Genomic DNA, 6,867 nt, shown 5'->3' with positions numbered 1-6,867 from the left:
CCATGACCTTTTGAGTCATAGGATTTTGATCTTCTTCAGCTAAAAATCAACTAATTTTCTTAACTGATCGGCATTAAGCTCAATGCTGGTTTTCTATTTCGATAATCCATTAACAATTATTAATGAATTGAATCGATTATTTTTTTACACGACCAACGTATTCGCCACTGCGTGTATCAACTTTAATCGTTTCACCAATTTGGATGAATAAAGGAACACGTACCGTCGCGCCTGTTGATAATGTCGCAGGTTTACCACCAGTACCGGCAGTATCACCTTTAAGACCTGGGTCTGTTTCAGTCACTTCTAATTCAACGAAGTTAGGAGGCATTACAGCAATCGGTGCATCGTTCCAAGTCGTGATAGTACAAATGTTTTGCTCTACTAACCATTTGTCCATATCGCCTACAGCATTTGCATCTGCAGCAATTTGTTCAAATGTATCGTTATCCATAAAATGGAAGAACTCGCCATCGTTGTAAAGATAAGCTAAGTCAAAATCCATTACATCAGCAGACTCTACTGTTTCATTTGATTTGAATGTTTTATCTACCACTTTGCCAGATATTAGCTTACGATATTTAACACGGCTAAAGGCTTGGCCTTTACCAGGTTTAACATACTCGTTTTCCATGATCACACATGGCTCATTATCGAGCATGAACTTTAGCCCGCCTTTAAAATCACTGGTACTATATGTTGCCATTATAACCTCTATTACTAAACTGATAAAAAATGCCTGAAATAATTACCGTGAATAATACCGCTGACTTGCCAACTTGGCAAAAGGAACTCGCTAATGCGGTTAAAAATCCACTACAACTATTGGAAATATTGGAGATTGAGCAAGAAAACGACCTAATTAGTCAACTTGCGAGAAAACAATTCCCAATGTTGGTACCTTTACCCTTCATCAAGAAAATGAAGAAAGGCAATATTAACGATCCTTTATTAAAACAAGTCCTGCCGATTAACGACGAAGAATTGCTCGTATCGGGTTATACAACGGATCCGCTCGTTGAACAAAATAACAATCAACAAGGTTTATTACACAAATATAAAAGCCGGGTTTTACTTATTTTAAAAACAGGATGTGCGGTGAATTGTCGCTATTGTTTTAGACGTCACTTTCCTTACGCTGAGAACAACATTAACAAATCTCAGATAATCGAGATCATTAATTACATACAAGCACATCCTGACGTCAATGAAGTGATCCTCAGTGGTGGCGATCCGTTAATGAGCAAAGATAAACAGTTATTTGAATTATTAACACAACTGGAAGCATTGCCACAATTAACACGTTTACGTATTCATACACGCTTACCCGTCGTGATCCCGTCTCGTATTACTCAAGCACTCGCCGATCGTTTGCAACAAAGCCGCTTTAAAATCGTATTAGTGCTACATATTAACCATCATCAAGAAATTGACCATGACTTTGCACAAGCAATGCAACGCTGTCACCAAGCTGGCATTCAGCTATTGAATCAAAGCGTATTATTAAAAGGTGTGAACGATGATGTTGAATCGCTTGTCGCACTCAGTGAAGCCTTATTTTCAGTTAACATTCTGCCTTACTACCTGTTTTTACTTGATAAAGTTCAAGGTGCAGCGCATTTTGATATCGCTGAAAAACACGCACAAACATTACATAAACAAATGCAAAGCGAATTACCCGGCTATTTGGTTCCACGCTTAAGTAGAGAAATCGCAGGACAACAAAGCAAAACCTTAATACATTCGTTATAATGCCCGATATTATTAATATGGCAGGGTTAAATGACTAGGCTAATATGACCAAGTTAAATAGCTAAGCCAAATAACCAGTTAAATAACTAAGTTAAAAGACTAAGTTGCACAGGAGACAATGATGAGCAAAGAAAGCGTGCAAGCACAGCTTCAAGAAAATATTAAAATAATTTACCACCGAGCGGTAGATGCTGACCAAGCCTTAAGTGAATTACGCAAACAAAAAACGGCAGGTTTCGCTCATATTTTTGCAGATGATACGCCATTTACAAAACATGCCGATACGTTTTTACCGTATGTAGAAGAATTAGCAGCAGATTTACAAGCAATTCAAACGGATACAGAAGAGCACTACATGAAGCAACTGCCTGCTATCGTCGTTAAAATTGAATTACTATTTAAAATGCTTAACGCTTTTAAAGAAAATCTAAAAGAAAAATAACTATTCAAAAACGACTTAATGCCCTCATTAAGTCGTTAGCTAGGTAGACAGTGAGGTAAATAGATAGCTATCTAACGAAATATAGCAATATTACTTAACTACGCTCTTTGGTGAGCAATCAACGGCTCACCTTGATATATTTCAATCCTATTACGTCCTGTATTTTTTGCTTCATATAATGCTTTATCAGCCAAACTGAGTTGTTTTAATACATCATGCATATCATCAAGTTCCTGCACTTCAACCAATCCAATGCTAACAGAAAAATTAATACTGAAGTCATTGATTAAAAATGGAAAAGAGTCAACATTGCTTCTGATACGCTCCATCAGTTTCATCGCATTATGCTCACAAGTTTGTGGCATTAATAAGCCAAATTCTTCACCACCTAAACGGGCAAAGAGGTCAGTTTCTCTCAGTTGTTTCGTTACTCGGGTGGTAAATTCAACTAAGACTTTATCGCCTATATCATGACCATAAGTATCATTAATATTTTTAAAGAGATCTAAATCTAACATCGCTAAACAATAAGATTCTTTATAACGTAAATAACGAAGATGTTCCTGTTCTAGTTTGGCATCAAAATAGCGACGGTTATAAATATTAGTTAACCCATCATGCATCGCTAAATGCTCAAGCTTTTTATTAGTTTCAGAGACTTGCTGTTCTTTTTCTAATATTTCATCAATGTATTTTTTAACTGATTTAGCCATTTCACTGATTTCATCTCTTCCTTTTATAGGTATTTGGAATTGGCTTTTAGCGTCGCCCGCCTCGATAACTTGACGTATAAGATGTACTCGACGCAAAAAATCTATTTGTAAAAAGACTAATAATGAAGTGATGAGAAAAGACACAAACATCAACAGGTACAAATCAGATTGGCGTGACGTGATTTTTTCTTCTATTTTATTTAAATTATCCAAGAAATTTTTCTGTGTTGTCAAAATAACCTCGCCCGTCACAGAGGTGACCGCTTGGCTAAGTTCGATACTTTCAGATTTAAGTATTTTAAGTGCTTGAATCTGTGATAAATAATTTTGGTAAGCAGACGTTAAAGATGGTTTTTCGAGAAATAAGGCAGTGAGGCGGTTATATTGCTGTTCTGACGTTGAAAATCTCATTGAATTAATAAGTCGCTTAACTTCCTCCGCATTAGGTTTTTTCTGACTCAAAAGACTGTTTTGATCCAGTGAATTTAATAGTGACATCACATTATCAACCATGAGGGCAATATTTGAATTCCCTGCCTTTATTTGAGCGTGTTTATATTCCTCTACTTTTTTATATTCGATCATTAATGCATCTAATAACGCCAATTTTTTTAACATTTCATCAGAAATAACTTGAACTTGTGCATATAAACGGGATTTTAAAATAAATAATTCTTGAACGTTATCAACCCGATTAGCCAGTTCTTCTGATAATTGATCTATCCAAGCCATCCTGTCTTTGATGTATAGATTAATGTCTTTCAAATCACTTTTATTTTCTGCTAAAAACATATCGGTAGTCGCCGTCAGCACTTCATTACTCTGAACTTTTAGTTTGGTCATATTCAGTAGCATTTCAAAATTATTACCTTTGATTTTCCCATAATCTTCTTGAAATTCTTTTAATGACAAGATGCCAGAGATCCCTACGATAGTAATCATGGCAGCTAATATAATCGTGAGCGTAACCACTCTGAAACTTAATCTATGTCGTAATCGGGGCATATCGTCCTTGAGCTTAATTGCTTATTGGCTTCTTTGCCTGCAAAGCTTATAAATCATTAGTAGAGGCTAATTAAATGAGACAAATAGACATTATACATTAAATATCAAATTAATTGATTCAATTTTAAACAATATAAAAAAGAACACAAAGGTAAAAATTGTATTCCACTTAAAAAAATAGAGATAAAAAATAAAATCCGAAAATAAAGAAACCCCAAATAAAACAATAAAAATCAACAACATAAATTAAAATAAAATATTAATGTTTATTTTAAAATATTTTTATTGTTTAAATAATATTTAATAGTTTACAAAATTAATTAAATCAAATAATTATAATAATAATTACAGCTCCGCTATTAATAGCCATTCGCTCAATTAATTAATTGTATTCCTTACTATCCGCGTTCTATTTTTAACCCAAACGAGCTTCGATATTAACTCGCCTTATCAAAATGAATAAATAACACGCACTTATTACTTGAATTCAAGAGCAATTTACCTTTGAATTATAAAAATCAGCAAAACAGCATCATATTTGCTAATATCGCGCGCTTATTCATTATCCAATTGCGTTTTAATAATTTAAAGGGACTCGCGCAATATAATAAAAAGGTATCCTTATGTTATCGCTTCTCAATACGTTGAATGGTTTATTATGGGGGCAAATCCTCGTTTATTTATTAATCGGAACAGGGATTTATTTCACAATAAGATTAGGTTTTATTCAATTCCGACACTTCTTTCATACTTTTACTGTTATGAAAGGAAGCCGCAAGTCCGACAAAGAAGGTATCTCTTCTTTCCAAGCATTATCCACCAGTTTAGCAGCACGAGTAGGTACAGGTAACTTAGCAGGTGTCGCAATCGCTATTACCGTAGGCGGCCCCGGTGCTATTTTCTGGATGTGGTTAATTGCATTATTAGGGATGGCAACAAGTTTCGCAGAAAGCACATTGGCTCAAGCCTATAAAGTACACGACGAAGAAGGTAACTTCCGAGGCGGCCCAGCTTATTATATGGAACGTGGTTTAAATGCACGTTGGATGGGTAGCTTATTCGCTATCTTCCTGATTATCGCATTTGGCTTAGTATTTAATGCTGTGCAAGCAAACTCAATTACAGCCGCATTACATGAGTCATTCCAATTTGATAAATTAACTGTCGGTATTATTTTAGCGCTTATTTCGGCAGCCGTTATTTTTACTGGTATTCGTGGTATTGCAAAAGTAGCTGAAAAAATTGTGCCAGCAATGGCATTAGTTTACTTACTTATCGCTGCTTACGTTGTGCTAATTAACATCACTGAACTGCCTGGTATTTTTGGTCTTATTTTTGACTCAGCCTTTGGTTGGCAAGAAGCGACCGGTGGAGCATTTGGTGCAATGATCATGACCGGTGTTCAACGTGGATTGTTCTCGAATGAAGCAGGTATGGGTAGTGCCGCTAATGCAGCAGCAACGGCTTCTCCTTATCCGCCACATCCTGCTTCACAAGGTTATGTACAAATGCTGGGTGTTTTCATCGATACTATTATTATCTGTACAGCAACAGCATCGATTATCTTGTTATCAGGCGGCTTAGAGTCATTCTCTGGAATGGGCGGTGTTGAAATAACCCAACGCGCACTGGATATCCAAGTTGGCGATTGGGGTGGTTCTTTTGTTGCAATTGCCTTGCTGTTCTTTGCTTTTACATCAATCATTGCAAACTACTCTTACGCAGAAACAAATCTTGTATTTTTACAGCATAAAAATACACGTGGTCTAATCGTTCTACGTATCGCGGTACTGGGTATGATTTTGTTTGGTGCAACACAAAGCAACAATGTTATTTGGTCTTTAGCTGATGTATCGATGGGCTTAATGGCTATCGTTAACCTTATCGCTATTTTATTACTGTCTAATGAAGTGATTAAATTAGCTAAGGATTACAACCAACAACTTAGCGCGGGTAAAGTTCCAACCTTTGACCGTACTAAAATACCCGCGTTAGATAAAAAGATAGAGCCTGGAATATGGGAAGCTAAAAAGTAGCTTTTATTTCATGCTCAATATAACTAAAACCAGAGTAAAGGATTATCTGGTTTTAGTTAATCAAGACGGCTTTTATTAAAATTAAATAAACGACTTTAAACTCCCCTTTCAACCACTCCCTCACCTTTCCAATACAATATTATCTGCCTTCTATTTATCCTTATTCTATCCTTTCCAAACCCAAGCTTAGATATTGATAAATGACAAAGATAGGTAAGAAATATCACTATAAAAAGCTAATTTAAGAGAATAAGAATTGATCTTTTTTCGTGATAGTTCACACTAAAGACCAATAAACTATTATCGACAATATACTTAAGGAGAAGTCATGTATCCAAATCTTAGAGACATCGGGATCCGCAATCCAGAAAATATTAAACGCTATTCATTACGTAAAGAAGGCGATAAAGATATTTTAAAAGTATATTTCCGTAAAGGCGCGGGCATGTTGATAGGCCGTAGCAGTAAATATAAATTTCAACGCCAAATAAAAACAGTCAGTGGCGGTCAACACAACCAACATATTCAAGGCACGACTGAATTATCAGAAATCAATCCGACACTACATAAAATCATTAAAGAGCTAGATAGCTTAAGCTTGCATGTAAGTAGTGAAAAAGAACTAAAACAGCAAATATTATCAGACTTAAAGCATCTACAATTGGTAGTAGACAATAAGATCCAAGAGATAGAACATAAATTAGATAAACTTTAATAAGTCCGCTAAAACATGATGGTTTCTTAATAACAAAAAGCGAACAACATAGTTCGCTTTTTTGCTTTTTACGGTCTTTTTTGTTTTTTTACAGTAATGACGACCTTCTCAATGACCGCTTATTGCGTTCAAATAACCTCACAATAAACCTCAAATACCCACGCGTAATTAACGACTTTTTACATCTCTATTGCGTCCTTGTGA

General features: G+C 35.4%; 6 protein-coding genes. 4 read left to right on the top strand and 2 right to left on the bottom strand.

Annotation, left to right across the window (positions count from 1 at the left end; all coding sequences use genetic code 11):
• Positions 1 to 136 precede the first annotated feature (136 nt).
• The gene (gene efp / locus Q0794_RS14995) at positions 137 to 706 is read right to left on the bottom strand and encodes an elongation factor P (RefSeq protein WP_298943223.1); all 570 of its coding nucleotides are present in this window, start codon (positions 704 to 706) and stop codon (positions 137 to 139) included.
• 29 nt (positions 707 to 735) lie between these two features.
• Here efp and epmB point away from each other — a divergent pair, with 29 nt between their 5' ends.
• The gene (epmB, locus tag Q0794_RS14990) at positions 736 to 1,752 is read left to right on the top strand and encodes an EF-P beta-lysylation protein EpmB (protein WP_298943221.1); all 1,017 of its coding nucleotides are present in this window, start codon (positions 736 to 738) and stop codon (positions 1,750 to 1,752) included.
• A gap of 121 nt (positions 1,753 to 1,873) precedes the next feature.
• A complete protein-coding gene (locus Q0794_RS14985) occupies positions 1,874 to 2,194 on the top strand; it encodes a hypothetical protein (RefSeq protein ID WP_298943220.1) in 321 nt (106 codons plus the stop codon).
• Positions 2,195 to 2,292: 98 nt separating this feature from the next.
• Here the strand turns inward: Q0794_RS14985 and Q0794_RS14980 are convergent, their stop codons facing one another.
• Positions 2,293 to 3,912 (bottom strand): GGDEF domain-containing protein, encoded by a 1,620-nt coding sequence (locus tag Q0794_RS14980; RefSeq protein ID WP_298943218.1) that lies wholly within the window; start codon positions 3,910 to 3,912, stop codon positions 2,293 to 2,295.
• 623 nt (positions 3,913 to 4,535) lie between these two features.
• Between Q0794_RS14980 and Q0794_RS14975 the strand changes: the two genes are divergently transcribed.
• Positions 4,536 to 5,948 (top strand): alanine/glycine:cation symporter family protein, encoded by a 1,413-nt coding sequence (locus tag Q0794_RS14975; protein ID WP_298943216.1) that lies wholly within the window; start codon positions 4,536 to 4,538, stop codon positions 5,946 to 5,948.
• Positions 5,949 to 6,276: 328 nt separating this feature from the next.
• On the top strand, positions 6,277 to 6,663 hold the full coding sequence (locus tag Q0794_RS14970) for a DUF3461 family protein (protein WP_298943214.1): 387 nt from the start codon (positions 6,277 to 6,279) through the stop codon (positions 6,661 to 6,663).
• The last annotated feature ends 204 nt before the right edge of the window (positions 6,664 to 6,867 follow it).

It is taken from the genome of uncultured Psychromonas sp., from assembly GCF_947489755.1.
In the GTDB taxonomy this organism is placed as follows: domain Bacteria; phylum Pseudomonadota; class Gammaproteobacteria; order Enterobacterales; family Psychromonadaceae; genus Psychromonas.
This window is presented reverse-complemented; position numbering and strand designations above follow the sequence as displayed.